General features: G+C 49.3%; 20 protein-coding genes. 6 read left to right on the top strand and 14 right to left on the bottom strand.

What is annotated here, in order from left to right:
• Positions 1-16: 16 nt before the first annotated feature.
• A complete protein-coding gene (locus AC04MQ_RS07805) occupies positions 17-298 on the bottom strand; it encodes a hypothetical protein (RefSeq protein ID WP_041577909.1) in 282 nt (93 codons plus the stop codon).
• Positions 299-342: 44 nt separating this feature from the next.
• On the opposite strand from AC04MQ_RS07805, the gene AC04MQ_RS07800 reads away from it, so the two are divergent.
• Complete coding sequence (locus AC04MQ_RS07800; protein ID WP_475391780.1) at positions 343-1,008, top strand: type 1 glutamine amidotransferase; 666 nt, start codon at positions 343-345, stop codon at positions 1,006-1,008.
• On the opposite strand, the gene AC04MQ_RS07795 is transcribed toward AC04MQ_RS07800, so the two are convergent.
• Both AC04MQ_RS07795 and AC04MQ_RS07790 read right to left on the bottom strand, forming a co-directional pair.
• The gene (locus AC04MQ_RS07795) at positions 1,005-2,336 is read right to left on the bottom strand and encodes a hypothetical protein (protein ID WP_475391779.1); all 1,332 of its coding nucleotides are present in this window, start codon (positions 2,334-2,336) and stop codon (positions 1,005-1,007) included. The two genes, AC04MQ_RS07800 and AC04MQ_RS07795, sit on opposite strands and share 4 nt — an antisense overlap.
• A gap of 152 nt (positions 2,337-2,488) precedes the next feature.
• The gene (locus AC04MQ_RS07790) at positions 2,489-3,385 is read right to left on the bottom strand and encodes a S1 family peptidase (protein ID WP_235046144.1); all 897 of its coding nucleotides are present in this window, start codon (positions 3,383-3,385) and stop codon (positions 2,489-2,491) included.
• A 126-nt stretch (positions 3,386-3,511) separates the two neighbouring features.
• Between AC04MQ_RS07790 and AC04MQ_RS07785 the strand changes: the two genes are divergently transcribed.
• Positions 3,512-5,026, top strand: coding sequence for an acyl-CoA dehydrogenase family protein (locus AC04MQ_RS07785; protein ID WP_475391778.1), 1,515 nt, complete (start codon positions 3,512-3,514; stop codon positions 5,024-5,026).
• 19 nt (positions 5,027-5,045) lie between these two features.
• Here the strand turns inward: AC04MQ_RS07785 and AC04MQ_RS07780 are convergent, their stop codons facing one another.
• The 7 genes from AC04MQ_RS07780 to AC04MQ_RS07750 all read right to left on the bottom strand — a co-directional run bounded on the left by AC04MQ_RS07780 (position 5,046) and on the right by AC04MQ_RS07750 (position 15,855).
• Positions 5,046-5,894 carry a hypothetical protein gene (locus AC04MQ_RS07780; protein ID WP_475391777.1) on the bottom strand — a complete coding sequence of 283 codons (849 nt, stop codon included), beginning with the start codon at positions 5,892-5,894 and terminating at the stop codon, positions 5,046-5,048.
• A gap of 4 nt (positions 5,895-5,898) precedes the next feature.
• Positions 5,899-7,470 (bottom strand): hypothetical protein, encoded by a 1,572-nt coding sequence (locus tag AC04MQ_RS07775; RefSeq protein WP_148278854.1) that lies wholly within the window; start codon positions 7,468-7,470, stop codon positions 5,899-5,901.
• A gap of 46 nt (positions 7,471-7,516) precedes the next feature.
• A complete protein-coding gene (locus AC04MQ_RS07770; protein ID WP_015091975.1) occupies positions 7,517-8,797 on the bottom strand; it encodes a hypothetical protein in 1,281 nt (426 codons plus the stop codon).
• 46 nt (positions 8,798-8,843) lie between these two features.
• The gene (locus tag AC04MQ_RS07765; RefSeq protein ID WP_015091976.1) at positions 8,844-9,446 is read right to left on the bottom strand and encodes a hypothetical protein; all 603 of its coding nucleotides are present in this window, start codon (positions 9,444-9,446) and stop codon (positions 8,844-8,846) included.
• Positions 9,446-12,172, bottom strand: a complete 2,727-nt coding sequence (locus AC04MQ_RS07760) for a hypothetical protein (RefSeq protein ID WP_475391776.1) — start codon at positions 12,170-12,172, stop codon at positions 9,446-9,448. Before AC04MQ_RS07760 ends, AC04MQ_RS07765 begins: the two co-directional genes overlap by 1 nt.
• Before the next feature lie 27 nt (positions 12,173-12,199).
• Positions 12,200-12,733 (bottom strand): hypothetical protein, encoded by a 534-nt coding sequence (locus tag AC04MQ_RS07755; RefSeq protein ID WP_015091978.1) that lies wholly within the window; start codon positions 12,731-12,733, stop codon positions 12,200-12,202.
• Between the two features lie 200 nt (positions 12,734-12,933).
• The gene (locus tag AC04MQ_RS07750) at positions 12,934-15,855 is read right to left on the bottom strand and encodes a collagen-like protein (RefSeq protein WP_015091979.1); all 2,922 of its coding nucleotides are present in this window, start codon (positions 15,853-15,855) and stop codon (positions 12,934-12,936) included.
• A gap of 298 nt (positions 15,856-16,153) precedes the next feature.
• On the opposite strand from AC04MQ_RS07750, the gene AC04MQ_RS07745 reads away from it, so the two are divergent.
• Both AC04MQ_RS07745 and AC04MQ_RS07740 read left to right on the top strand, forming a co-directional pair.
• A complete protein-coding gene (locus AC04MQ_RS07745; protein WP_475391775.1) occupies positions 16,154-16,768 on the top strand; it encodes a hypothetical protein in 615 nt (204 codons plus the stop codon).
• Complete coding sequence (locus AC04MQ_RS07740) at positions 16,743-17,687, top strand: HTTM domain-containing protein (RefSeq protein WP_015091981.1); 945 nt, start codon at positions 16,743-16,745, stop codon at positions 17,685-17,687. The genes AC04MQ_RS07745 and AC04MQ_RS07740 overlap by 26 nt, the downstream gene beginning before the upstream one ends.
• A 43-nt stretch (positions 17,688-17,730) precedes the next feature.
• On the opposite strand, the gene AC04MQ_RS07735 is transcribed toward AC04MQ_RS07740, so the two are convergent.
• From AC04MQ_RS07735 to AC04MQ_RS07725, 3 genes are all read right to left on the bottom strand, one after another.
• The gene (locus tag AC04MQ_RS07735; RefSeq protein ID WP_235046145.1) at positions 17,731-18,684 is read right to left on the bottom strand and encodes an HTTM domain-containing protein; all 954 of its coding nucleotides are present in this window, start codon (positions 18,682-18,684) and stop codon (positions 17,731-17,733) included.
• Positions 18,662-19,237, bottom strand: coding sequence for a hypothetical protein (locus AC04MQ_RS07730; protein WP_475391774.1), 576 nt, complete (start codon positions 19,235-19,237; stop codon positions 18,662-18,664). Before AC04MQ_RS07730 ends, AC04MQ_RS07735 begins: the two co-directional genes overlap by 23 nt.
• Before the next feature lie 131 nt (positions 19,238-19,368).
• Positions 19,369-19,626, bottom strand: coding sequence for a hypothetical protein (locus AC04MQ_RS07725; protein ID WP_041577912.1), 258 nt, complete (start codon positions 19,624-19,626; stop codon positions 19,369-19,371).
• Between the two features lie 279 nt (positions 19,627-19,905).
• Between AC04MQ_RS07725 and AC04MQ_RS07720 the strand changes: the two genes are divergently transcribed.
• Positions 19,906-20,778, top strand: coding sequence for a murein L,D-transpeptidase catalytic domain family protein (locus AC04MQ_RS07720; protein ID WP_235046146.1), 873 nt, complete (start codon positions 19,906-19,908; stop codon positions 20,776-20,778).
• Positions 20,779-20,844: 66 nt separating this feature from the next.
• Here the strand turns inward: AC04MQ_RS07720 and AC04MQ_RS07715 are convergent, their stop codons facing one another.
• Entirely contained in the window at positions 20,845-22,245 is a 1,401-nt protein-coding gene (locus AC04MQ_RS07715; RefSeq protein WP_041577913.1) for a mannose-1-phosphate guanylyltransferase/mannose-6-phosphate isomerase, read from the bottom strand.
• 206 nt (positions 22,246-22,451) lie between these two features.
• On the opposite strand from AC04MQ_RS07715, the gene AC04MQ_RS07710 reads away from it, so the two are divergent.
• On the top strand, positions 22,452-23,447 hold the full coding sequence (locus tag AC04MQ_RS07710; RefSeq protein ID WP_475391773.1) for a lysylphosphatidylglycerol synthase transmembrane domain-containing protein: 996 nt from the start codon (positions 22,452-22,454) through the stop codon (positions 23,445-23,447).

Below are 23,447 nucleotides of genomic sequence, written 5' to 3'. Positions count from 1 at the left end.
ACGAAAACCGCCCTTTCTAAGGGCGGTCAATTCTGATCAGGATGTCGTCGACGATACTTTCAACCGTCGATCCCCGGGTCATGCCCATGCGGTTTAAAACCACAATACTGAGTCGGTTTTCAGGACAAAGACGCATACAAGAAACAGTGCTCAGATTCCACTCCACGTCCGGTCGACGCGCAGTCAGCGCCTCTTGAACTTCAGCCAGAAAAAGTTTGCGGGATTCAACAGCGCTTTCAGCTCTGGATTCCGTGGATCTGGCGATGCACCCTGAACAAATTTCAATATTCTGTTTCAAAAAAATCGTCCCCTTTTCCTGAGTTTCTGACTATAGTGCGCCCCATGCAAGATCTTCTTATTATCCAGCACGAAAATGACACTCCTCCGGGCACCGTTCTGCTTTGGGCGAAACAACAGGGACTAAAACCCCACGTCTGGAATATTGCCACAGAACCGGCTCCGTTCAAACCTGAGGACATCAAAGCTTTGGTGATTTGCGGTGGTACGATGGACACCTTCGAAGAAGACAAGCACCCTTGGTTGATTGACGAAAAAGTCTTTATCAAAAAATGCGTGAAGCTGGGCATGCCCGTCTTCGGCCTTTGCCTGGGCAGCCAATTGCTGGCGGAAGTTCTGGGCGGACGTGTGTACGCTGCCGGAAAATGGGAAGTTGGCTTTGTGCCGGTGACCATGAAGGATCAGACGAGTCCGTACACCCTGAATGTCTTCCACTGGCATCAATGCACTTTCGATCTGCCTCCGGGTGGCGAACTGATGGCGACGAACGACTTTTTCCCGAATCAGGCTTTCCGCTGGGGCACCAACGTGGTGGCCACCCAGTTCCATCCCGAATCCACTTTGGAATGGATCCACGAATGCGCCGATTCCGTGACCCCGGAACAAGCAGGCCTGGTCCAAACAAAAAAGGAGATGCTCGAAAGCATCTCCTTGCAACCGCCCATGCAGGACTGGTTCTTTAAAACTTTGACTCAATGGTACCAAGTCTAGTGATTGAACACGCGGCCACACAGTCGTGCTGCACCCGTTTCGCGCTGTTTATCCAACGAAACCATTTTCAGGAATCCGTTATCCACTGACAGCAATTTGTAATCACGCGTGAAGTAACCCATCTTGTGCTTCACTTTGGTTTCCGGATCTTCATAGATACTGCGATCAATAACCGTACGAGCCGGAATATCAACACCCGTCTGGCGTTTCACTTCGGATTCAAATTCTGCAAAGAAGTCACGGCCCCATCTATCGTAGCTGTCGGCAGAGGCCTTGTCGTTGCGATAGTCGATCCAGCTGGGTGGCTTGTTACCATGCAGGATACCCACGGTCATACCCATGTCACCCTTCATGATGTTGCCCTTTTCCCAGATATCAATGATATCGGTGCGTTTGATGGCCTTGAAGAATTTTTCGTACAGATAAGAATCACCGAAATCGCGCAGGACAATCTTGCCCGTCGGCTTGTTACGCTCATCCAGTTCCACCAGAAAGTTCTGAGAGTGCGGGGAATCATAACGAATCCCTGTCGCCACAAAGAATTCCGCCAGCGCACGCGCCAGAGGTTTGTTGTAGTTTTCATTCCAATAATTTGCCGGATCAGAAGAACCGTTGGCTTTTGCCAGCTCGCGCCCCAGATTTTCGTGCATGATTGAGAAGCCCGGCACATAGCGCTTGCCCGTGCCCGGAAGCTCTTCGTAAGAACGCACGATCATACCCATATCAAAACGTTTGATACCAAAAGCAATCGGTTCATCCAAGACGATGGAATGCTGCAAAGGCGGCTGAGACTTCAGACGCTCAATCACGTAATCAGAAATTTTGCGGATCTGGGAAGCATCATCCCAGGTTTGTTTCTTGTCGGCCCAGTAACCGCCCGTGCGGTTCGTGGAGGTCTTCAAAGAAAACTCGGCCCCCGTCACCGGGTCCACCAGGATATAACTGCGTGAAGCGGTCATATAACCTTCAAAATAGGCTTTCTTAACTGGCTCAATGCCATTGCGAAGCAGGAATACGCGCACGGCTTTTTCCCAGCGGGTGTCTTCCGGGTTCAGCACCCAGCGCACATACTTTTCGCCGTCACGTTCAAAGGTCAAAGCTTTGACGTAACCGGCATTGGCGTCGATCTTCAGATCGGATTCCAGGATTTTAAGTGGAATTTCGTAGTGATGAATGACTTTCTTTTCATTACTTCGGGTCGCCACGGCATTGGCTTTGGTTTCATACAAAACCAAATCCCGCATTTCATCAGTGATGGCCAGCGCCAGCTGGGACCACAACATCGATGCAACAACTGCGGAACCCACAAAAGTCTTAAACACTTTCATTTCGAAATCCTCCAAGAATGGTTCAGATCTTAAGGATTTCAAAGGGTGTTCCAGCTCAGGAACAAAAAGAAACGGGGAAAGAACATGAGCTCTTTCCCCGCAGAAGTTTTTTGCTATACAGATGTCAGGAAACTGACAGTCTCAGAATGAGACTATCGCATTTTTGGCATCGTGGATTTGATCCAGTCCGCATAGTAAACAGCATTGGTGTAAACACCCACGCTGTCACACAAAGCGCTGCCACGGCTGGTAACGCCGAACAAGAAGAGCTCACCTTTGATTTCCACATACGCTGGGCCGCCAGAATCACCAGCACAAGTGCCGGAACCTTTGGATTCATCCAGACGCACTTCTGTTTCCTGAACAGAAGAAATCGGAGCTTTGGTTTGGCGCAAAACCCCATCGCCGGACATGTCCACTTTCAGGCAGTTTTTCAGATCGTCATCACAGATGACTTCGCCATATTCCAGGGCTTCATCCAGATCTTTGACCTTTCTTGCGTCCACAGGCTCTACATCCACCTGAGAAACGCCATAACCCGCCAAGGTCACTGACAGACCACGACGCAGAATCGTGTCGTCTTTCAACATCTGAACCGGCTTGTAACCCGGAGGCAAAGCACCGTGGAACTTGATCAAAGCGATGTCGCCCCAGTCAGATTGCTTTTCTTCCTGGTCCGCTTCGTTGTAAGTGGAATGAATTTTATAGTCAGACACGGAACGAGTGTACATCTGAACGATGTCCTGCTCGCGCGCCCCCATCAGTTCGTCCACATCAAGACCGAAGACCAAACGCAACTTACCTGGTTTCAGACCAATCACACAGTGAGCAGCCGTCAGAATGTAGTTTTCAGCGATAATGGAACCCGTGCAGATACCATTGCTCTGCAAGTCCATGATTCCCACGATTCCAGATGCGATTTTCGCGTTTTCAGCCACCAAAGTGCCGCCCATAATACCCGCGGAATCCTTGGTATCCACCTGAGGACGATTAGAAAGTCCACAGGAAGCCAAAACAATGGCCACCAATGCCAGTAGAATACGATTCAAATGTGCCTCCCCCAAAAGAGCGGCTCTTATATGTAGGACGTTACCAAACGGCAACACTTTTTTAAAAAAAGGCGAGGTGCCCGACATGTTCTTGAGTTCTCCCTATGAAAGAATAAAATTCATGGTATGAAAAACTTTTACCAAGACGGCCCCCAGCTTTCGAATACCTTCCGCTCCGATGAAGCCCTTCAGAAGATCCTGAAGTCCCTGTTGCCAGTAGAAGCTCAGAAAGTGGCTCTTCCTCACCTTGAACGTCTCGGTGAACGAGCCGTCACTGACATGCTGACTTGGGCCCAAGAAGCTGAATCCCAGCCTCCGGTTCACGTTCCTTTTGACCCATGGGGTCGAAGAATCGATGACATCAAGACATCTCACGGCTGGAAAGCTCTGGAAAAAGTCGCCGCCGAAGAAGGCATCGTTGCCACCGCCTATGACCGTCGCTTTGGCGCAGCTTCACGAGTCTATCAGATGGCGTTGCTGTATTTGTATTCTCCAAGCTCAGCGATCTTCTCTTGCCCTTTGGCGATGACGGACGGAGCGGCCCGTGCGCTGGAGCTTTACGCCGATGACGACCTGAAAGCCCGCGTGCTGCCTCACCTGCTGTCCCGTGATCCAAAGACTTTCTGGACGGCCGGCCAATGGATGACGGAAAGAACCGGCGGTTCTGATGTCAGTGGCACTTCCACTGATGCACACCCATTCACTGGCACCAGCGAATTTGGCGCGACCCATTCCCTGCATGGGACCAAATGGTTTACTTCCGCGACGACGTCACAGATGGCGCTGACTTTGGCCCGTCCTGATGGCGCGGCGGCCGGTTCCCGCGGTTTAAGTTTGTTTTTCCTGGAGCTTCGCAATGACAAGGGCGAGCTTAATCACATCCAGATTCACCGCCTGAAAGACAAGCTGGGCACCAAAGCCCTGCCGACCGCCGAGCTGAGTCTGCAGGGAACTCCCGCCCGTATTATCGGCGGCGTGGGCGAAGGTGTGAAACGCATCGCCAGTGTTTTGAATATCACCCGTATTTATAATTCCATCTGCGCTGTCGGTCACATGCGACGCGCTTTGGATCTGGCTCAGGATTACTCCGGCAAACGCCAGGCATTCGGAAAGCTTTTGAAAGACCATCCCCTGCACCTTTCAACGTTGAATGCATTAGAAGCGGACTTCCGCAAGTGCATCGCCTTTAGCTTCTTTGTGGCAAATCTTTTGGGGAAAGAGGAAGTCGGTGAAGCCTCGGCTTCTGAAAAGATCCTGCTGCGGGTTCTGACCCCGATCCTGAAGTTATATACCGCAAAGAAATCCATCCATATTTCCAGTGAAGTCGTCGAGATGTTCGGCGGTGCAGGCTATGTGGAGGACACCGGCATTCCCCGCCTGCTGCGTGACGCGCAGGTGTTTTCTATCTGGGAAGGCACCACGAATGTGCTGTCGCTGGATATGCTGCGTGCCTTTGAACGCGATCAGGCCGGACAGATTCTGGAACAGTTCCTGGAGCGCTCTGCGGCTGGGACTGAGGGACTGGGTCGCTTAAAAGCACTAATGGCCCTGAGTCCTGAAGAAAAAGAAACGCATGCCCGCGACATTGCTTTCCTGATTGCCGATTTGACAGCAGGATTCGCAGTAAAAAGTTATTTATAGGACTCAAAGAAAACAAGGCTCACATAGAGCCTTGTTTTTTAATAGACAAACTTCCGTTGAATGACGTTGTCGCCAAAGCATCGCGTTTCAAATCCTTGCCAGAACGTTCTTTAAAACGGACTTCCACCACACAGAATCGAGGGACTTCGTGGGCCACCTGATTCAGAGGCATTCTAATCTTTTGATAACCGATTTCCTTCGGGCTTCTTTCATCCACCCGCTTATAAACTGTCTCGGTACGGATGAAATCAGAATACAAGTCGCCATAATTAGGACTGGAGTTCGGCTGACGAGGACTTCCGCTTTGCCCACGATATCTCAGATCGCAGGCATACTTGATTTCCACTGAATCCAAGGCGACCGCGTAAGCACTTCCCTGCAAAGTGAAATCCAAACCGTAAGTCCCCAATGACTGATCAGTTCCTGAAGTCGCAAAAGGCCCTTTATAGCAGTAGGTAAAACCATACTCTGCGCCCAGAATCTCGCTTCCCAGTTGCACTTCCAGACTGTTCAGCTTGCCTCCGAATAAGTTTCCGTCATCCACAAACTGCTTCCACTGCGAAGTGCTGTGAATGGCCTGAGCCGCTCCGTCTGAATGAGTGGCCACTATCTGATTTCCTATCATTTCTTTGGAGTAGCACTGACAGGGACCATCCGTTGGCCCGACGCGGGTCGGATCGCAGGATTCTCCGGTGCCCAGGTTCAGACAAATCTGCTCTGTGGATGACGAAGAGCTGCGAATTTTGGCATTGCAGGCATAAAGCTCCTCTCCCGTCGTGGGATTCAATGACGAGCCCATGATACTGCCAGTACTGGCTCCGGAACTAAGCGAAAAAAGAAACAACAGAGCAAAAACAGAGTTCTTCATACTTCTATCTTTCGCACTTCAAAGTGGCAAAGCCGCTGGTTTTATTATCATAATTTCCGCCCAGAACACCTCGTTTGGAAATGGACAGGTTCAACAGTTTCTGCGCACCGGTTTCAGGATCTTTTTCCCCGACGACAAATTCCACAACGTACTTTTGATGAAACTTCTTGTTTCCGACCTTCAAGCAGGTGGTTTTGTCATCGCAGACACGGTCATAGTACGGAGGCCATATCTGGCTCTTAATAATGCCATCCAAGCCACGAACAATCTCTCCCAGGGATACGCCCTGATTGTGTCGTACCAAAGAGCCCACTCCACCGAAGGAAGGCAAAACCCCCAGATTACTCAAAGAGGAAATATTCGGGAAAATGTCGATTCCAACCTCTGCGTCTTCTGTCGCATACATATTCAGAAGCATTTGTCTGAAACCGCTCAGGAAGATAGCATAGTCATCTGTCGGATTCTGCATTGTAACGACAACTTTATAGCGCCCCCCTTTTACCAAAGGCCCTTCTGACAGTCTGAACTTCATTCCAGGCACAAGCCCCTGCCAGTTTGGCGGCACCAAGCCGCCATCCCACCATTCATCAATCAAAGTCTGCTTGGTTTTCCCAACCTGATAAAGCTCCACTTGACCAAAGAAAGGCTGGGTATAATTCGAGGCACTGGCGCACTCGTTCCCCACACATTTTTCAGGTGCGAAGTTGGAAACCAGGAACTTCAACTGCAATTCGGAGGTGTCGGACTGTTGTTTGATCTCAATATCAGAAATATCGGATTCGACGCTATAGTCTGTGACAAATCGCGGAGTCGTGGGACCGTAGTCCTCTGTTAACTTCAAAGTTTTCGAATCTGGTGCAATATTCAAATGAAGCAGGCGACTTCCGATATGAGTCAGGTCCTGACTGTTTCCGGTATCGTCCCCGGCAATCAAAGTATTTAATTTTGCATACATATCCTGGGGTTCGATCCCCAGTTCCTGCAAATACAACGGATCAAGACATTTGCCTTTGAAAACCGGTTGGATTGCGAATTTATTTCTGCCGCGAACCTTTAAGAAGCACATATCGCCAATCAAGGTCACTGCCCCGTCTTCTTCACGACGGATTTGGCAGAATTCCTGATTTTCTTTGGCAATGATAGGTTCACCACCGACATCAACTACCCGGACGTCGAAGCATGATCTGATAAACTTGTACTGACGCAGTAGACTGGCCGTAGCCCTGTCCTGCTTAAAATCTCCCAAGACCTGGGAGTTATTGATACTGCAATTTCTTGCCGCATGATCACCAAAGATACTGGTATTAATGCCCGTGTTGGTTGTATCCCAAAACGCCGAGCCCAAGGAAATCATTAAAAAACGGCCCGCATCCTTTTCACATTTATCCACCAGGGTCGATGGAATCAGCTGTCGGCCTGTATAATCCCCCCAGCTTTGATTCGCCGGGGAGATTTGAATCTCGATCTTTTCATCAGTATCAGCCACGCATCCGCCGGATGCGTGAACTGATTCTGCCATAGTTAAAGATACAATCAGAAGGAGCAGACGTCCCAAGATTCGTAACTCATTTTTCATAGAACCACCAATTTTAGTCATATCTGTTCCTTCTGATATCAATTAACTATTTGCAGTTAGGGCAGTTTCCATCAAGATCTGCCATTTCGATTTTCGTGTGAGTGCAGATGTTTGCACCGTGTTTTTGCCATTTGCGCAGTTTAGGATAGTGACCCAGACCGTCTTTTTCCTTGAAGATGTAGCGAACTTTACAGAATTTCGCTGCTGCACCTTTGTTGTACTTATCAAGATAGATCGGAGTGTTTTTATCGATCGTCTGCACGAAGTTCGCACCGCTGATCAGATCTTTGATATCACCAGCAAGATACTTGGTGTGATTGCTTACTGGATCGTCAATGTCAGTGATGTCGTTGTCGAACTGAGGAGTGTTGCTTCCGTTTGGATGCTCATCAGTGTCGCTGCAGTTGCCGTTTTCACAGTTTTGAGTCTGAGAAGTACAGATCAAGTGTGCTTGAACTTCAAGGTCTGCGAAGTCGCTGTAACCTTTACCGTTGTACTTGTGACCGATGTCTGTCAAAGACGCTTCAGCGATGACTTTGTAAGCCGCTTTGTAGTGGCTGTAGTCAATCTGAGAACCGCGGTAGCAGATATCCACGAAGTATGCCGCATTGTATGTTTCACTGCCCAGATTGAAGGACAATTTATCCAATACTCTGTCGAACGCATCAACTTCACCGAATAGTGTCGCGAAGTAAGGGCTTACACCGGAAACTTTGTCAGTGTGAGGATCTTGACGGTCTTCCCACTTAGTCCAGCTTGCGTGAACGTAGTTACCGAATTTACGACCTTCTTGAGTGGAGCACACGCAAGTGTTGCCGTTGCCGCCACCGTTACCGCCACCTGGATTGGAACAAGTTCTGTCCTGAGAATTGAACGTGTGACCAGATGTTTTACAGGAAACATCGCAATAAACGAATTTGCCAGGACCAGCCTGATCTTTTTCGTTACCCAAAACGCCCGGAGGTACGTTGCTTGCGTGAGTCGGAGTGCTAACCCAGTTACGACCTGCAGCCTCACAGCTGGATTTCGTATTCAGTGGTGTATTGGACCACGTAGCCAGGTTCTGGATAAACTGCGGAGTTGGCTTAGAGCCGCCTTCACAATCCAAGCCATCACACTTAGGTGTACACGCCGTGTTCGTGCCTTCATAGTAACAGATCTTTTTATCGCCATAGGTGTCGCCTTTAGTCAGCAAACCCGCATTACAGGGATAGATGCTTGGACCCGAGCTGTTCACTCGGAAGCTATAGTTGACCTGGATGGCGTTTGCCTGCATCGCCACCAAGGTGACGGCTGTAGTAGCCATCGCTTTTAACAAACGTTTCATGTTGTCTCCTTCCCATTTAAGGGTGTTGTTGTAGTAAACTGATAAATCAGTTCATTTTAAAAATTAAAGGTGCACTTAAAGGACGCTGACCGAAGCCTGGCTGTCGAGGCTGAACCTCGAAGGCAGAAGTCTGGCCGACATTGTTGCGACAAAGCACATAGCTCAGTGCCATCGGCTGATGAACATCATCCAGTTTCACAGCCAGCAGAGTGTTTTCGCCGGTCTCGCCACAGAAAAAGCGAAGTTCCTTGGTAAAGGCTTCTCCGCCGACGGGGCTGTAATAGTTAAAGACGCTTTTCAGATCCAGCATCACGTACTTTTCAGTCCCCAGAAAGCGAATCAGATCCTTGCGGTCGTTCACTTCTCTGGAAATGGCATAGACTCTGGAAATCTCGGTGAAAAGCTGGCGCAGTAGTGGCGATGTTGTCCCCGCACAGTTACGGCAGTAAGGCTCGGGTCTTTGGCAGGCCGTCGCGTTCTGGCAAAGGCTTTGACAATCCCCTGATGATGCCGTGTCGCAAGTGACTTTGGTCACTTTTGCATACTGCCCGCCTGGCTGTTTGGCGTAAGTGCTTTCGACCAAAAACGCGTGGGCGGAAAATGATAGAAGTAAAATCAATGTCGCAATGGTTCCAATCAACTTTTTCACTAGAAGCCCCAGAAGTTATGTCCGATGGTTTGACGACAGTCTTTGCTCATGCCGTACATGCCCCCGAACTTTTCATAAGTTTTGAACTTCTTCCCATCTTCAGAGCAGCTGTACTTCACGCGCACTTTACCGTCGCAGTAGTCGGACTGAATGATCACGGCAGAAGACGGCGTGGTGTTGCCATTGGCATCTGTCAGCTCTTCAAGCTCCAGATGCTTCACTTTGTTGCCTGTGTATCTTTCGAAGTAATCAGCGGCCTTGGCGGCGCAGACATTCTGATAACAACCCACACCAGCAGCCAATTGGTCCACACAGTGATCCGGGATCGTGCCGTACTTTTTGTAGGTCTCGACCACTCTGTTCACATCCACTTCCTGCAGACGAGGAATATTGACCTTGTCTTTTTTGGCAGTGATGTAACGATGAATGCTGCGGAACAGGTAAACACCCAGTTTGATCGGATTCAAAGGCAGGCCGCCTGTTGACACGGCCGCCCCCCCGGCAACACCCACAAAATTGATGGAACAACCACCGCAATAGGACTTGCTTACGTGAGGGCTGGTCTGAAGACTGCCATTGGATTCACCAATCACCGTCCCGTTGTCGCGGATCTTACAGTAGTTCACCGAGATCCCGTTAAAGGCATAGAAGCTGAAGTCTTTGGCACTGTTCGGAGCAATAGACACCGCACACGGAGCCCCCAGCAATGGACCGAAGTCCGCCAAAAGAGCCACTTCCATTTTTTCTTTCTGAATCTTAGGGTCAAACTTCACGGCCCCGTTTTTGATCATCGCGTTCAGGCTTGTGACCTTGGGTGGCTTGAAGTCCACATCTATATATAGAGGCAAAGCATTCCAGCCAAACAAAGCCGTGCTGGCCAAATCAGCCATCAGACGCTTGTTCGCACGACGGGTCTGATACCAGGGATCATATACCTTACATGCTTTCAGATCGGCGTAAGGGTTGAAAACGTCAGGCGTAGAAACCGTCGAATTGACCGGCAGGAACGCATCCGCGTACTTAGCGACAGCATAAAGATCTACCATGGACTTAATAAGACGACGTGTGCAATCAATCGCAGAAGCACAGATGGAGTTCCCTGGATCGCTGACACGAGTGGCATCCCACACCAGCAACGGCGCCCCAAACTTCATCGGCTGAATATCAGCAGCAATCGTCGCCGGAGGCGCCACACCCAAAAGCTCACGCGCCCACGCATGGAAGCCGCTTCTGTTCACTGTGTATCCAGCCGCATTCCAGATCTTTTCACGTTCCAGTGAATCACAGAATGCAACCACGGTTTCACTGACTTTATCAAAGTACCGGGTGGCATCTGCCAACTGAACTTGGGAACCTTGGAACGAACGCTGCATGACATCCAGCTGTTGAACCTTATCAATGCCAGTTTTCATAAAGTCCAGACGCTGGTCCCCTGCCAGACGTGCCTCAGTACACAGGTAGTAAAGTTCATCACGGTGCTGGTTGGAATAGGTTTTGGCAAAAGCCAGTGGTTTTACAAACTCCCCCAGTTCAACTGGAGTCATAGCGCCGGCCACGATGTTCAGGAACTGGATGGCGCTTTGCACACGATTTTTCATCGATCCGCGGGCTGTCACGTAATTCTTGCGGAAGTTCTCGACCCAGTCCGAGGCATCTTCGTAGCTGCGGGTTCCCAGGAAGTCATCATTCACATCACGGGGACCACGATTCACAACATCGTCTTCAGGACCTTTCGGAACTTCTTTGCGATGCTCGGTTTCATTGCCGTCCGGACGCGCCAGTTCGCGAATGCTGTTCATAGAAAGAGTGGCGGCATCGCACTCGGGCTTTTCAATGCTTTTACAGCCGTTGGGAATCATCATAATGGATTCTTCAAGGGCGATGGAACGGAACATCTGACCGTACTCAGGCGCCACCTGAAGCGGGATATTGGAATATCTCCAGGCAAAAGAAAGATAGATTTTTACGCTGTTCCAGAAATCGAATCCGACAGAGCCGAATTCCACAGCACGAGGAATTTTTAAATCAAGCTGGATAATGGAATTACGCGAATCCAGGGTCGCATCAGCACTTTCACAGTCCGTGATGTACTTGTCTTTAGTGATTGCCGCCTGGGCCACAGAAAGAAGGACTGACTTGTCCACCTCTACTGAATTCAACTGCTCTTGAAGAGCCGAGAACCTTTTTACATAGAAGCAGGCCACACGATCTGTCTTTTTCATGGACATAAAGTGGGTGCCATTGAACTTATCCAGACTTTCCCAGCGCAGTCCGGCCCCTTCCGAGTTATCCCAGAGTTTGGAAAGATAGCCGTTCAACTCAGGACAATAGGTCTTGTTCTGACATTTTTCAGCAATGGCATTATAGCCGGTCAATGCCGAAGTCTTCAGATTGGTCGGAAGAAGTGGAAGCTGTCCGGCCATCAGCTTGTTCATAATCACTTTGGTAAGACGGGTTACTGCAATACGAAACTGCTGCATGCCCTCGGCGCTCATCGCTTCAGCATTGGAGCCGATATTTTTACCAAGGGAATAAACCATCTTTCCCGCATTGTATCCATCCACCACGATAAATGCGGACTCGGTCGGAATCTCAGAGTCTACGGCGCATTGCGCACGATTTGTAATTCTTAATTTATTCAACTGAACCTGAGATGTGGAAGTCGTTTGTGCCTCGGCACCCGCCGCCATCATCCAGATCACTGTCATCAACACAATTTTGCCCATAGACCCTGCATTATTCATTTAAAACCTCTAATTAAGACCGGTGCCGCAAGAGCTGACTTTGTTCAACATGGTTGTATAGAACAAAACCACTGTCTGATCCGCTGGAGAGAAGTTTCTCTTCACAGAGCCATCAGAGTTCACCATGTTGTACAGGTACGTATTTACGAAGCGATAAACTGCAGGTGTGACCAGAAGATTGGAACGGCACTTGTAGTTTTTGTAGGTCACTGTGATGTTTGCATAGCCATTGCTGTTGTTGTTATTGCCGTTGTCATAGTCGCCAATGTAGATTGTATCCCCTTCGCCGCCGTTCGCCCGACCGTAGCCAACCTGGAACTGCACAGTCCATCCGGATCCACTGCTGTCCTGCCCGACGATTTTACAAAGATTGCCTGAACAGGCGATCGCCATTTCATTCTCAATTTTCTTCTGCAGTTCTGCTTCAGAGTATTGAGGAAGTGGACGTGGATCGAATTCTCCAGTGCCATCATCAAATTCATTCGCAGTCGCCTGCATCGTTGTCGCCAACAAAACCCCTGCAAGAAGCGCCTTGAGTTTCATAACTTCCCTTTCCCATTCCGTGATTGGAATTTGTTTTTTGGTGCGAAATAATTTTTACCAACTTGATAAAAGTAAATTCAAACTACAGATCAGCAATTAAACAGAATGTAATTCTCGCCCGCAGATGTTCGGCGAAAAAAAAGAAAAGGCCGCTGGTGTTCACCAACGGCCTTTTGCGAGAACACTTGTCTAACCGGGGGCTAGAAAGTGACTGGCATCATGTGCGGAATTTTTCCTGCATCGGAGTTTCCGATGATCATACCGCGCACTTTGGAGTGACGTGTAGCTGGCTGGAACGGAAGGCCTTTGTAGTTCGGGGATTGAACTGCAGGGACCCAGCGTCCGGAACCGTCCACCATCCATTCACGGAAGTACATGTTGATGTGAGTACCTTCAACCAAGTAATCAATGGTGGTGCCCGCACCCGCAAGGGCCATCGCCGCGCGGAATGTGAACAGATTCTCTGCCATACCTTCACCGAATGCGCCATAAGCGGCCGCAAACGCCTTAGCATCGGAGTTCATCGTTTTGTACATGGTTTTCAAAGCATAGTACATTTTGCTTGCAGCCTCGGCCGTTTTCTTGGTCGTGACGTTCACGCAAGAACCCGGAATACGAGATCCGCCATCCATCATGCACAGATCGTAAGGATCGTTGCGCTCGTTGAAGTAGGAGTAGATCTGATCCGTGGACTTGTCGATGAAGGCATCCTGACTCATGGTCTGAGCCGCTCTCATCAGTCTCATGGTGTTTTCGTCACTGAAGTTCACGTTGAATTCAATGCCGGTATAACCCAGATCTGCATCAGGCACGCCCACCATCAGGGAATCCAGGCCGGTCTTTTTAACCAAAGCATAGATGCCGGATCTTAGACGCTTGCCGTTGGCGCTTTCATGCTTGAAGGCATAAGAATAAGTACCAAACATGCTTTCCATGCGTGCTTTGCTGTCCCAGTTCTCAACCGAGTATTTCGCTCCGTAGAACATGAAGTCTTTTTCTTTGTGCTTGAACCAGAAGCGGCTGTCTTCGGAATCAGAATAGATACCGTAGTTCACAACTGCTGTATTGCGGTCCAGATGCATTTCAGAAGTGGTGTAAGAATTGATCTTACCTTTGCTGTACGTTTTGTCCCAAATGATCGGCAAAGCCAAAGATTTGCTGACAACACGGCCCGTCGCAACGGATCTGAAGGTTTCAACTTTTACCACCGGTGCGCGCTCAACCAAGTTTCTTGGTTTGTCGGCTGACAGTGTTTCTGACGCCAGAACGTTACCACGGATCACGTCTTCGTAAGCTTTGCGGCCAGTATCGGTCGTCAAATCAAACAAGAACGAGAACCCATCGTCTGAAGATCTGAACTCACTCAAGCTTAAAGTCAGGATGGATACGTTGGTGAACATCGAGAAGCTGTTCAGCTTACCTTTGGACATTTTTACGTAAGCACGCTCAGAGCCGACTTTTTCCACGTAAGTTTCCCAAGTACCGTTCGCCAGTTTCGCCACCCCTGCACCGATTGGACCGAAGCCCGCGCCTGCAGAGAAGATGATTCCTCCGTGACCGATGTAGGTGATGCTGTCACCTGGATCCCAAGTGTCCAGATCTGCTGCATCCTTAGGTACAGACCAGCGACCACCCATATTACGGGCTTTGTCCAGAGTGCTCACATAGCGAACAGACTCTGTCTCTTTGCCCATGATTGGCAGAACGCCGACATAACCCCAGAAGTGCTGACGCAAACCTGTCGCATTGTCGAACCAGAAACGCACCTGAGCACCCAGACCCACTTCGATTGCGCCGTAGACAGTTTTTTGGAAACCATCACGGTAATCGCCATAGATCAATGTATCGGAAGTCGGACGGTAGTCATACTTCACGATGGATGTCGGCTGCACATTTCTGAAGTGCGGAGTCAGATTCACGATGTACTGACCATAATCGAAGCTCAGATGGAACAGAGGCTTCAATTTTGCTCTGAGTTTGTTTTTCTCTTCTTCTTTGAATCCAGTCGAGCTGGAGGACGTCGCTGTGGACTCTCCGGTCGTTGATGTCGAAGTGGAAGTTGAAGACGAGGAAGAACTGGATGACGTTGTCACTTCACCTGTCGTGGACGTTGTCACAGAAGTCGACGTTGCCGTCGTTACTGTGGTCGCCGTATCAGGATTGTAAGTGGTGGCCGTCGAAGTTGGTCCATAAGTACTTGTGCTTGGACCATAAGTCGTTGCAGTCGTATAACCAGTGGACTGATGACCTGTTGTGTAGCCAGTGCTGTAACCCGTACTGTAACCCGTGGAATAGCCAGTTGTGTAGCCGGTGCTGTATCCAGTTGTATAACCAGTGGAATACCCAGTCGTGTCACCTTTATGGCCGTTAGTGCCATAATTGCCCTTGTGACCATTGTCACCTTTATGACCGTTATCGCCTTTATGACCATTGTCTCCACGGTCCCCATTGTTACCGTAGTTGCCCTTACTGCCTTTATCGCCGTGATCACCGTTGTCGCCGTTGTTGCCATAATTGCCTTTAGAGCCTTTTTCACCACGGTCCCCGTTGTTACCGTAGTTGCCTTTACTGCCCTTATCGCCGTGATCACCATTGTCGCCGTTGTTGCCGTAATTGCCTTTAGAGCCTTTCTCACCACGGTCACCATTGTTGCCGTAATTGCCTTTATCACCATGGTCACCATTATTACCATAGTTGCCTTTACTGCCCTTATCGCCGTGATCACCGTTGTTGCCGTAATTACCTTTATCACCATGGTCACCATTGTTACCATAGTTGCCTTTATCGCCCTTGTTCCCAAGAATGCCGTGGTTTCCTAGAACACCATGATCACCGTTATCTCCGTGGTCACCATTGTTGCCATAGTTGCCTTTGCTACCTTTGTCACCATGGTCACCGTTGTTCCCATAGTTGCCCTTGTCCCCTTTGTTGCCGTTGCCGATGATCCCTTTGGTACCATTGCCCCCAGGCGTTGAATTCCAATTTACGAATCCGCCTTGGCCTCCGGTTTGGATCAATTGAGTATTTTTCGTGACGGTTTCAGATGGTGCATTCGCAAAAGCGACGTTTGCAACCATTGTCATTCCCGCCAGGAAAATCACCTTCCCTGACTTCCCACCCATTGCATTCTCCTTTGTAACCCCGTCCGCAAAAATTGAAGATGTTCAATCTTCGCAGGCAAGATCGGTTAAATTCTGTTCGAGCTGACAAAATTTTTAGAATGCAGGAATTATTATTGGCACTTTAATAAATCATAATTTCAGCCATTTAATTAACACATTTTGAAAGTGTCATACGACATCCGCCGTTTCGTTTTTTATTTGAAACAACAATTTTCTTTCAAATCCGTAAAGAACTTTTGCAAAAGAACTATGTTAATAACCACAAGAACCAACTGACTCCAATGAAGGAAAAAGCCTTATGAAATTGAAGGAAGACCTGAAATTCATCTTCAAACAAGGAAAGAAGATTCTGATAATGAGCTTCTTCACGTTGAATGTCGGCATCATGATTGTCGATGGACTGCCCGATCAAAGCACACTCGGTGAGCGATTCATCAAAGCCGTGCGTCGCTATCAGGCCATGGTGATGCTTTACCAGCCCTGGGCCATGTTTGCCCCAAACCCGATGAACACCAACGCCCATATCGAAGCTGACCTGATCTTTGAAGACGGTTCAACCGGCGTCTGGAAAATGCCTCGCCCGACAATCATGCAGGGACCGCGAAAAGTGCTGACCGGAGATCGCTATCGTCTGTTCGGTCAGGAAACCCTGCTGCCGAAAGAAAATGAACTGGTTTGGTTTGATGTGTCCCGATTTATCACCCGCGAAGTGATGGAAGCTGAAACACACGGAAAAAACCGAGTTCTGAAAGAAGTTGTCTTCAAAAGATATCAAAGCCGCGTGCGACCTCCGCCAGAGGCGCCGTTGATTCCTCACGGGACTTTGAGCACCAAATATGACACTGAAACCTTGTTCGTCTATAAACCGACCTTCGAAAGGATTCGCCATGAAGCTAAAAACGATCTTCAATAATTTCGAAGAATTTTTGTTCAAACCCCAGCCTGTCTATAGTGTTGCCCTGATGCGAATCGGCCTGGGTCTGATCTTATTGTTCAACTGGCTTATGCTTTATGCGGATCTGGATATCCTTTTCGGCCCCGATGGGATGGTTTCACTGCAGACCGCTCAACAATACGGAAATCCCTTCCGCTATTCTTTATTTGATTATATGCCGAACACGTCGAAGGTGACTCACACCCTGGCCTTCATCAATCTGCTGGCCGTTCTGGCCATGACGTTTGGTGCCTGGACCCGCACCGCCATCTTTGTTGCCTTTGTGACTTTGATTTCATTTCACCACCGCAATGGCTTTGTCATGAACAGCGCCGACTCGGTTTTAAGAAACTTTCTGTTTCTGCTGATGTTCACCCCCTGCGGCGATGCCTTCGCTATTGACCGCTGGCGTTTGCGCCTAAAAGGTCAGGCCCCTGAGGTGCCTGCAGAAAAAGCTCCTTGGGCCCTGCGCATGATCCAAATCCAATTCTGCGTTATCTATCTGGCCACGGTGATGTTCAAAATTAAAGGCGATCGGTGGGTCGACGGCACGGCCGTATATATCGCCACCCGACTGGATGACTTTGTCCGCTTTGAACTTCCACTGCTGAACAATATGATCTTTATCAAATACCTGACCTGGTCCACGCTGCTGGTGGAATTTGCCTTGGGAACTTTGGTGTGGATCAAAGACCTTCGTTACTGGATTCTGCTGGCCGGAGTCGGATTGCATCTGGGAATTGAGTACACCATGTCGATCCCCGTCTTTGAATGGGCGATGATTGTGGTGATGGTCAGCATGGTGGATTCACGGGATATCGAGCGCTGGATGGAAAAACTTCGCAAGTACCGCCAGCAAGCCCGCACGGCACAGACTCCCCAACCACAAACCACATAAAATCAGGACATAAAAAAAGCCGCTGTTCCCAGCGGCTTTTTATTTATTTGGATTTAACCAGGATCAGCGGTCTCCAGGCCAGAATGCTTGAAAACAGTCTGCCCTCTTTCGCCAGGGTCAGCCAGTCTTTCAGATCTTTTGGGTCCACCATGCAGATCATCGTGATAATCATGATCCATTCAAACATCGGGATATTCATCGAAAGCTCAATCCCCAGATGCAGTCCAATCCCGGCCAGAATCACCCAGTACCGCAGCTCGCGAATCCAGATCAGCGTCCCCAAGGCAAACTCCACCAGCAGCGTGGACCAGGTCAGGAACTTGATCACCACAAGACTGTTCAAAAGCCCCAGCGGCATTCGGACAAACTCATCAAGGCGTGTGGCGACATACACCGCTGTACCATCCGCCCATAAGGGCCCCTTCATCTTGAACATCACCGTGGCGATATAAATGACGCTGAATTGAATCTGCATCAACCGCAGCCCCCAGGGGGCCTTTTCCAAAGGCTCTGCCGGGGCCATCCCCTTGCGCACCTGCCACCAACGATCCAAGGACAGCCAGTCCCCACACGGAGTCAGGAACAACAAAAACAGGAAATTACGAATCACGATATCTGAACTGTTCAAAACAAAGACGTTGCGGTTATGAAACGAGATCAGGGTGAAAAACGCCAAAGCAATCGAGGTGCGGGTGAAAACTCCGAACAACACCCCTATCACCGCCCCCAGATGAACCAAGGCAACCAATGCCGGCACACGTGGGTCTGGCGGAAGCAGATCAAACAGACTAAAACGGAACGCCCCTGCCATCTTCAAAGAGCTTTCCAAAGAGAAAATCCCCTCGACTCCCCAGAAGGTGTCCAGATGACTCCACACCATAAACCAATTAATCAGCAGCACCACCCCGAATAAAACCCGCAACAAAGCCACGGTATGCACCGGCTGGGGCTTAAAGAAAAAATCATTCAAACCATTAGTGAGCGTTGTTAGCTTCATAACGAGGCCCTCCAGTCGGCTTAAAGTGGAAAACACTTTCGCTGTTATAATCCTTGCTCATCTGACCATGAGGTATGAACACCTGGGTCGGCGGTTGAACAGTGCTGGTATGACGATAGAAATAAAGCTGTTCAAATTCACGCTTGCGCCCGAACTGTTCCAGCTTAGCCACCTCGCGCGCCACATAGCGGGAAAGATCAAACCACAGCTCTGACTTTTCCATCGGCAACAGATTGTCCTGCTGGTACTTGCGATAACGTTCACCGGCCGTGAAACGATCCCAGCCATCCAGCTGTGACGCCCGCGGGAATGTCCATTGTTCTGTCGAGCCATCTTTGAATGTGATCGTGGCCGTTAGATACGAGTTCACTGAGGCTGGATTGGGAGCAAACATGCTCCAGGGTTGATCCAACCCAAAGAAAACCTGATACGGAGAAAGAGCCTGCAGAATGCGGTCACCGACTGCACTCCGGTCTGGCAATGCCGCCGTGACCATCATCACGATGTGACCAGTAATAAAGGCTGAAATCAGAACCTTCTTGAGTGCCGCCATGGCGAACCCCCTGTTGTTGTTGACCAACATCAGGGTTTATCCGAGCCGCCCCGCCTGACACAACAGCATTCAAGCGCATCTAAATTAAGAATTCATCAGCTAGATTTCAGCCCTTTAAGACAAGACAAAAACTACTTCTTTTTGCTGTCGCTTTTGATTTCCACCGTGTCTGCGGCCATCGTGTATTCAATCGTCACCTTCTGACCGACCTTCAAATCACCCGTCACTTTGGTGTTCGGGTTTCTTTCAATCTCCCAGCGGTCGCTGCCTTTCTGCACGATAATGCGGGAATCAGAAAGCTCAACAATCGGACCCGTCACCTGATAGGTCTTCGCCGCAAAAGCACTCATTGAAAACAACATTGCGCCCAGTACAACTATGAATTTCATGTCAGCTCCTTGTAAGAGTCGTGTTTGATTATTATTAGAATCACCCTTGGAAAAACCTCAATTCCGAACCCCTAAAAGTGCCTAAGAGCAGAGAAAATGGGGCTATTCTGGAACGTCACCGAACACGCGTCTATTTTATATACAGGGGGACTTTTAGCGGCACCATGCTCCCGTTCAGATCAAATTTAGGACACTAAAACAGGTAAAAAAGCTGGCACATGCCTTGTAAGGAAGGTTCATGGAATTATTGAATCCTCACGTAATTGAAAGTTGGAAAGCATGAAGAAACTTGTGACCGCCCTTATCATCACCCTTGCCAGCATCCAAAGCTATGCTGACAGCCTGTATGACAAGAAAATCAAAGACGTGCGCATTTACGACATGTTTAAAAAGCAAGGCGTGCCTGAGGCGGCTTTGCAAAGAACTTTCGAATTCCTGGATGTCAACGCCGGCAAAACCGTCAAAATGAAGGCGAAGATCCGCGGTCGCGAAAAGACTTACATGAGCACTCGCGATGTCACTATCAAATCTGAATTTGTCGCAGTTATTGATTTCTCAAAACCTTCCAGCGAAAGACGCCTTTATATCATGAACATGCAGACCGGTGGCGTAACCAAGCACTTCGTGGCTCACGGCAAAGGCTCTGGCGTAAATGTGGCGGCGAAGTTCTCTAACATCGATGGTTCCAAGATGTCTTCCCTGGGTCTGTACCTTGGTGGCAACACGTACTATGGTGGTCACGGTGAATCTTTGAATCTGTACGGTTTGGAAGCTTCCAACAGCAATGCGGCTGAACGTGACATTGTCGTTCATGCAGCAAGCTACGTTTCTGAAGACTACGTAAAAAGCCAGGGCCGTCTGGGCCGTAGCTGGGGTTGCCCGGCAGTTGCTCCCGGCATTATCAAAAGAATGCTGACGAACTTCAAAGACGGTGGCCTGGTTTACGCCTACCATAAAGATCTGACAGCCAGCACCCAGAAGGATCCAACCCTGCAAGTCGTGCAAGAGCACGTGGAAGAGGTAGACATCGATCTTCCGGAAGAAGAAGAAAGCGTTCGTAAAAATCCAACGGCAGCAGCTCCAAACACCAGCGGCCTGCCAACCGGAAATGCCGAAATTCTTTCAGTCCCACTGGAAGATTCCAGAGACTAAAAAACAAAAAGGGCTGCAACCGCAGCCCTTTCTTTTTTCCTAAATCCAATCTCAAATTTTCAATATCTAATTTCTGCTGTAATCGTCCTGATAACGGACGATATCGTCTTCACCAAAGTAGGTTCCCAATTGAACCTCTACAAACTCCAGCATCTCGCCGGAATTATTGCGCATGCGGTGCTTCGCCCCCAGTGGGATATGAATGTGACTGCCAGCCTTCACCGGGATCACCTGATCATTCAGAACCACTTCGCCGGATCCCTGAGTGATCGTCCAGTGCTCTTCACGTTTGGCGTGAGACTGATATGACAACTGGGAATGCGGGTTCACGCGAATAACCTTGGATTTGAAGTTTTCCGTATCCTTCAGGATTTCGAAATAACCCCAAGGACGATACTCATAGACATGCTCTTTCACCAGTGGGGATTTGGCTTGAGTCAAAGTCTCAACCACATGGCGCACATCCTGAGACTGGCCTTTTTTAACCAGCATCAGGGCGTCCTTGGTATCCACGACGATCACATCTTCCAAACCAATCATGGAATAGTTCTTATTCGGATCGCCAAAGACAAAGTTATCCTGTCCTTTGACATTGATGATGTCCTGCCCTTTTTGCAAAGCAGCCACGGCATCCCAAGAACCCACATCACTCCAACCAAAGTCCGCCGGCACACAAGCCAGTTCCGCTTCGCTCAGTTTTTCCATGATCGCATAGTCAATAGAAATGCTTTGAACCTGAGCATAGATATCACCTAGGTTGGAAGCATCGGCCTTCAAGGCTGAAATCTGATTCCACAAAGTCGGCTGATGTTTTTCAAACAGACCCGCCATATGAGAAACTTTGAAAACAAAGATCCCCGCATTCCAGCTGAAACCACCTTGAGAGATAAATTCTTCCGCTTTTTTCAGATCCGGCTTTTCATGGAATTTCACCACGGAATAAGCCTTCAACCCCATTTGATCTTTTAAGCTGGTCGTCTTGGTCTGAATATAGCCATAGCCAGTTTCTGGATATGAAGGCGTGATGCCCAAAGTAACCACGCGGTTTTCTTTCGCCACGGTGGAAGCAAATTCCACAACTTTCAGGAAAGCATCTTCTTTGGTGATCAGGTGATCTGACGGGAAGACCCCGACGATCTCGTCCCCTTTACCCTGATCCAGTAAAAGCTTGCACAGGGCCGCCACGGCAGGAGCGGTGTTTTTGCCCGTTGGCTCGTAAACAACCTGAACGGCTTCGCCTTGGTTGGCCTTAACACCTTCGCCTTGGTTGGCTTTCAGATTCAGTTCAGTCAACGTCTGCAGGGCCTTGGAGGTTACGATCCAGGGGCTTCCCATACGCATACATCTTTTCAGGGTCAGAGTCTGTAGAGGCTCCCCGAAAATGTCGCAAAATTGTTTGGGCATCTGCTGACGGGATACGGGCCACAATCGTGTTCCGCTTCCTCCCGATAATATAACCGGTATCAAAACTACCTCCGAGATCAGTCCTCAATCTATATCATCAAAGGCAGTTTCTGAGTAATTAAGACCTTACAATGGCTCAATTCGTCAAAAAACTGAGGCTTTTTAGCTGCTTAAAAGATGTCGTCAAATCGAATTTAAGGCCCCCTAAATCTTTGCATACCACGACTTCGAGGTAGAGTTCCGGCCCGAATTCAAGTAAGACAGTCCCCATGGTTAAACACACCAAAAAGCTTTTGGTTCAGTCCGCTAAGATTCTTTTTTCAGCCGGCATCATCTACTGGCTGATCCAATCCGGAAAGCTGAACTTCTCTGCCCTTAAAAACCTGCTGACACCGACCACGGCGTCTGTGGCACTGCTTTTGGTTTTGCTGAACCTGTTCCTGGCCAGCGAAAGATGGCGCACCCTGATCCGTTCCCAAGGCATGAATGCGGGTCCTTTGAAGGTCTTTAAGCTCAGCCTGATTGGTTCATTCTTTAACTTTGCCATGCCCGGCGGGGTCGGCGGCGATGTTATCAAAGCTTACTATTTCACCCGGGCCAATCCCGGTTCCAAAGTCATTGCCGTGACCAGCGTCCTGATGGACCGGGTGCTGGGACTGTTTGCCATGGTTCTATTGGCGCTGCTGGTGATGCTTTATGACCTGAACCACATCATGACCATCCCGACCCTGACGACATTGTTCTGGTTCATTCTGGCGCTGTTCTTTGCGTTTGTGATTGCTCTGGCCCTGATCTTTTCGCCAAAGATCTACAAGACCTCGCTGCTAAAGCGCGTGATCAACAAACTGCCTTTGTCTGAAAAGTTCATGAAGCTTTATGAAAGCATGCACCTTTACGGCAAAGACGGAAAACGCTTCATGCTGGTGCTGTTCCTAAGCCTTCTGTCCCAGGGCTGCTCGATTGTGTTTTTGATCATTGCCGGCAATGCGGCAGGCTTCACGGAGGTCGCAGCGAAAACCTATTTCCTGGTGGCGCCACTGGGGTATATGGCGACGGCGATCCCGATTTCTCCAGCCGGTGTCGGTGTCGGTCAGGCGGCATTCTATTTCCTGTTTAATATCTATAACGGATCAACATCTGAAGTCGGTCCAACTGTGATCACGGCCTTCCAAGTCACCACCTTCGTGGTGAGCTTGCTGGGTGCCTTCTTCTATCTGCGTATTAAAGAACGCGTGGATGCTTCCACACTAGAAGACCTGGGCTAA

This window comes from Bdellovibrio sp. MYbb2 (assembly GCF_056175685.1).
Note: the sequence above shows the minus strand (reverse complement) of the source record. Positions and strands in the feature narration are given on the sequence as shown.

Bases quoted from the DNA above. Each gene is read 5' to 3' on its own strand.
- AC04MQ_RS07725 (WP_041577912.1), bottom strand. From the start codon at position 19,626: ATGAAATTCATAGTTGTACTGGGCGCAATGTTGTTTTCAATGAGTGCT.
- AC04MQ_RS07735 (WP_235046145.1), bottom strand. From the start codon at position 18,684: ATGAAGCTAACAACGCTCACTAATGGTTTGAATGATTTTTTCTTTAAG.
- AC04MQ_RS07760 (WP_475391776.1), bottom strand. From the start codon at position 12,172: ATGGGCAAAATTGTGTTGATGACAGTGATCTGGATGATGGCGGCGGGT.
- AC04MQ_RS07740 (WP_015091981.1), top strand. From the start codon at position 16,743: ATGAAGCTAAAAACGATCTTCAATAATTTCGAAGAATTTTTGTTCAAA.
- AC04MQ_RS07755 (WP_015091978.1), bottom strand. From the start codon at position 12,733: ATGAAACTCAAGGCGCTTCTTGCAGGGGTTTTGTTGGCGACAACGATG.
- AC04MQ_RS07730 (WP_475391774.1), bottom strand. From the start codon at position 19,237: ATGGCGGCACTCAAGAAGGTTCTGATTTCAGCCTTTATTACTGGTCAC.
- AC04MQ_RS07795 (WP_475391779.1), bottom strand. From the start codon at position 2,336: ATGAAAGTGTTTAAGACTTTTGTGGGTTCCGCAGTTGTTGCATCGATG.
- AC04MQ_RS07710 (WP_475391773.1), top strand. From the start codon at position 22,452: ATGGTTAAACACACCAAAAAGCTTTTGGTTCAGTCCGCTAAGATTCTT.
- AC04MQ_RS07770 (WP_015091975.1), bottom strand. From the start codon at position 8,797: ATGAAACGTTTGTTAAAAGCGATGGCTACTACAGCCGTCACCTTGGTG.
- AC04MQ_RS07745 (WP_475391775.1), top strand. From the start codon at position 16,154: ATGAAATTGAAGGAAGACCTGAAATTCATCTTCAAACAAGGAAAGAAG.
- AC04MQ_RS07800 (WP_475391780.1), top strand. From the start codon at position 343: ATGCAAGATCTTCTTATTATCCAGCACGAAAATGACACTCCTCCGGGC.
- AC04MQ_RS07780 (WP_475391777.1), bottom strand. From the start codon at position 5,894: ATGAAGAACTCTGTTTTTGCTCTGTTGTTTCTTTTTTCGCTTAGTTCC.
- AC04MQ_RS07750 (WP_015091979.1), bottom strand. From the start codon at position 15,855: ATGGGTGGGAAGTCAGGGAAGGTGATTTTCCTGGCGGGAATGACAATG.
- AC04MQ_RS07785 (WP_475391778.1), top strand. From the start codon at position 3,512: ATGAAAAACTTTTACCAAGACGGCCCCCAGCTTTCGAATACCTTCCGC.
- AC04MQ_RS07775 (WP_148278854.1), bottom strand. From the start codon at position 7,470: ATGAAAAATGAGTTACGAATCTTGGGACGTCTGCTCCTTCTGATTGTA.
- AC04MQ_RS07720 (WP_235046146.1), top strand. From the start codon at position 19,906: ATGAAGAAACTTGTGACCGCCCTTATCATCACCCTTGCCAGCATCCAA.